The organism is Arthrobacter sp. SO3 (genome assembly GCF_020532825.1).
GTDB lineage: Bacteria > Actinomycetota > Actinomycetes > Actinomycetales > Micrococcaceae > Arthrobacter.
In genome coordinates this window covers 16,340-19,576 of sequence record NZ_MQTS01000181.1, presented here as the reverse complement: position 1 = coordinate 19,576, position 3,237 = coordinate 16,340, and the positions used below count along the sequence as shown (strand labels likewise).

Sequence of the window (3,237 nt, the reverse complement as noted above, 5' to 3'; positions counted from 1 at the left end):
TCCCCTCAGCTGCCCCCACCGTGCATCACGAACAAGCCCACGATATTCCAGTGCCCGAGGACGCTGTGCACACCGGGCCGGTCCACGAAGAGCCGGTCCAAGAGGTGCGCGTGCCCGATGAGTCCGTCCACCAGGATGTCGCGCTGCACGAGCTGGTCCACGAAGAGTCCGTCCACCAGGATGTCGCGCTGCACGAACTGGTCCACGAAGAGCCGGGGCACCAGGGCGCCGCGCCTGCCGGACCGGTCCACGAAGAGCCGGTCCACGAAGAGCCTGCCTACTACGAGCCGGTGCATGAGTACGCCGGCGGAGTCGTCCGCGAGGACGCCGCCCACGAGGAGGCCGACGCTGCGCCGGGCCGCGAACACCGGCATGACGCCGGGGTCCACGACGTCCCCGCCGTCCACTCCGCCGACGAAGCCCACTACACCCATGACGCCGGGGATGACCGCCCGGCCGAATACCACCACGAGGAAGACGGCCGCATTGTGTTGGCCGAGGGTGCCGCCATCCGCACGTCCAAGGGCCCGTCCAAGAAGGTCCGCCGGCGGCGCCGCTTCCTGGCGCTGCTGCTGACCCTGACCGTTTTCATCGTGGCGATCGCCGTCGGTGCCCAGTTCCTGAAGCCGCTCCTCGGCGGCGATACCGTGGCCGACTATCCGGGGCCCGGAACCGGCGAGGTCACCATCACCGTCCCGGCGGGCGCCGGGCCGAAGTCGGTGGCAACCCAGCTCCAGGAAAAGAAGGTGATCGCGAACGCCGACACCTTCCTGCGGGAGTTCGTTGCCTCCGGCGGTGCGCTGGCCCCCGGTGAATTCTCCATGCGCACCGAAATGAAGAACTCCGACGCCGTCAACGTGCTGCTGAACAAGGACAAGGCCAAGGTCATGTACTTCGCCCTGAGCGCCGGGCTAAGGATCAACGAATCGCTCCAGGCCATCTCCGAGGGCACCGGCGTTCCGGTCGCCCAACTCAAGGAGCTCAGCGATTCGCCCAGCCAGTTCGGCGTATCGGCGAAGGCCAAGAACCTCGAGGGCTTCCTCGCCCCCGGCGAGCACCGGTTCCCGCTCGGAACCCCGGCCAAGGACGTGCTGCAGAAACTCGTCACCGGCACCCTGGACGAACTCACGGCCCAGGGCGTCACGGACCCCGGCAAACAGTACGACGTCGTCACGGTCGCCAGCATCGTCCAGGCCGAGGGCGGCCAGGCCGAATACGGCGATGTGGCGGGCGCAATCTACAACCGGCTCAAGCCGGACAACACCGAGACCAACGGGCTGATCCAGTCCGACGCCACGGTCACCTACGGGCTCGGCATCAAGAGCTTCCACATTGACGAGGACCAGAAGGCCGACAAAACCAATCCCTACAACACCTACGCCAACCAGGGTCTTCCGGTGGGACCGATCGGCTCCCCGGGCAAGACGGCGATCGATGCGGCCGCCAAACCCAAGACCAACGACTACCTCTACTGGGTCACGATCAACCTGGACACCAAAGAGACCATGTTCTCCAAGACGCTGGCGGAGCACAACACCTACGTGGCCAAGTACAACGCCTGGTGTGAGGCCAACCCCGGACGCTGCGTATGACGCTCCGGGCCGCCGTACTCGGGCACCCGATCAGCCACTCGAAGTCACCGGCGCTGCACCGGGCCGCCTACGCCCATCTCGGCGTGCAGCTGGACTACACGGCGATCGACGTGACCGAGGAGGAGCTGCCGGCCTTCATGGCCCGGGTCCGGGAAGACGTGCGGCGGGGGGAGAGCTGGCGCGGCCTGTCGGTCACCATGCCGCTGAAGGCCGGTATGGTCCGCGAGGTCGACGAGGTCCGCGGGGTCGCCCGCGAGCTCGGGGTCGTGAACACGGTCGCGTTTGAGCCCGCGGCGCCTGGGGCCAGCACCGGTTCCACCCGGCTGGTCGGCTACAACACGGACGTCGCCGGCATCGTCAACGCGCTGCGGAACGCGGGCGCCGTGTCCGCGCCCACGGGTGTTGTCCTGGGCGGAGGCGGAACCTCAGCCGCCGCCATCGCGGCGCTGAAGGAACTGGGCGCGCCGGACGCGGACATTTTTGTCCGCGACGTCAGCCGCGCCGCAGAGGCACGGGCGGCCGCTGCCGCCCTCGGCATGCCGGTCAGGATCCTCCCGATGAGCGGAGCGGCGGCCGCCATGGCCGCGGCCGACGTCGTCATCTGTACGCTGCCGCCCCGGGCCGCCGACCCGCTGGCCGGGGAACTGGCCGGGCTGATCGCCCAGCCCGCAGATCAGCTGTCCCGGGAAACCCGGCCGGGCCTGTCCGGAGTCCTGCTGGACGTCGCCTACGATCCCTGGCCCAGCCGGATCGCCTCCGCCTGGCAGGAGGCCGGCGGCGCCGTGGTCCCCGGACTGGAGATGCTCATCTACCAGGCCGTGGAACAAGTCCGCCACTTCACCGGTCTGGGCGAGGCCGTGCCGGCGGAAGTCATAGATGTGATGTGTGACGCAGTCGGGGCACCCCGACGGGTGTTCTAACCGCCTTACATGGCAGGATGGATTTTATGTTGCGTTGGTTGACTGCCGGAGAATCCCATGGCCCGGCCCTGGTCGGAATTATTGAAGGCGTGCCCGCCGGTGTTGAACTCACCAGCGCCCGGATCGCCGATTCGCTGGCCCGCCGCCGGCTTGGCTACGGCCGCGGCGCACGAATGAAGTTTGAGCAGGACACCGTCACGATCCTCGGCGGCGTCCGCCACGGCATCACCCAGGGCGGCCCCGTCGCCATCCAGGTCGGCAACACCGAGTGGCCCAAGTGGGAACAGATCATGTCCGCCGACCCCGTCGCCCCGGAAATCCTCGCTGACCAGGCCCGCAATGCTCCGCTGACCCGCCCCCGCCCCGGGCATGCCGACTTCACCGGCATGCAGAAATACGGCTTCGACGAGGCACGTCCCGTGCTGGAACGCGCCAGTGCCCGCGAAACGGCAACCCGGGTGGCGCTCGGCACAGTAGCCGCCGCATTCCTGCAGCAGCTCGGCATCGAACTGGTCTCCCACACCGTGTCAATCGCCAGCACCGCAGTCCCGGAAGGCCGGCCGCTGCCGCTCCCACGGGACGTCCTGGCCCTCGACGCCGACCCGCTGCGCTGCTTCGACCGGGAAACCTCCGACGCCATGGTCGCCGAGGTCGACATTGCGCACAAGGAAGGCGAAACCCTCGGCGGTGTCGTCGAGGTCCTCGCCTACGGGCTCCCGCCGGGA

The 3,237-nt window shown here is 68.6% G+C and carries 3 protein-coding genes; all 3 read left to right on the top strand.

The window, feature by feature from the left end:
* A partial coding sequence (gene mltG, locus BJQ90_RS16915; protein ID WP_319004652.1) for an endolytic transglycosylase MltG occupies window positions 1-1,592 on the top strand: 1,592 nt, incomplete at its 5' end.
* On the top strand, window positions 1,589-2,512 hold the full coding sequence (locus tag BJQ90_RS16910) for a shikimate dehydrogenase (protein ID WP_226761377.1): 924 nt from the start codon (window positions 1,589-1,591) through the stop codon (window positions 2,510-2,512). The genes mltG and BJQ90_RS16910, both read left to right, overlap by 4 nt.
* A 26-nt stretch (window positions 2,513-2,538) precedes the next feature.
* Window positions 2,539-3,237: chorismate synthase (gene aroC, locus BJQ90_RS16905; protein ID WP_226761376.1), on the top strand; the 699-nt coding region annotated here is incomplete at its 3' end.

What these genes read in the sequence shown, in the direction of transcription:
- BJQ90_RS16910 (WP_226761377.1), top strand. Translation starts at nt 1,589, where the DNA reads ATGACGCTCCGGGCCGCCGTACTCGGGCACCCGATCAGCCACTCGAAG.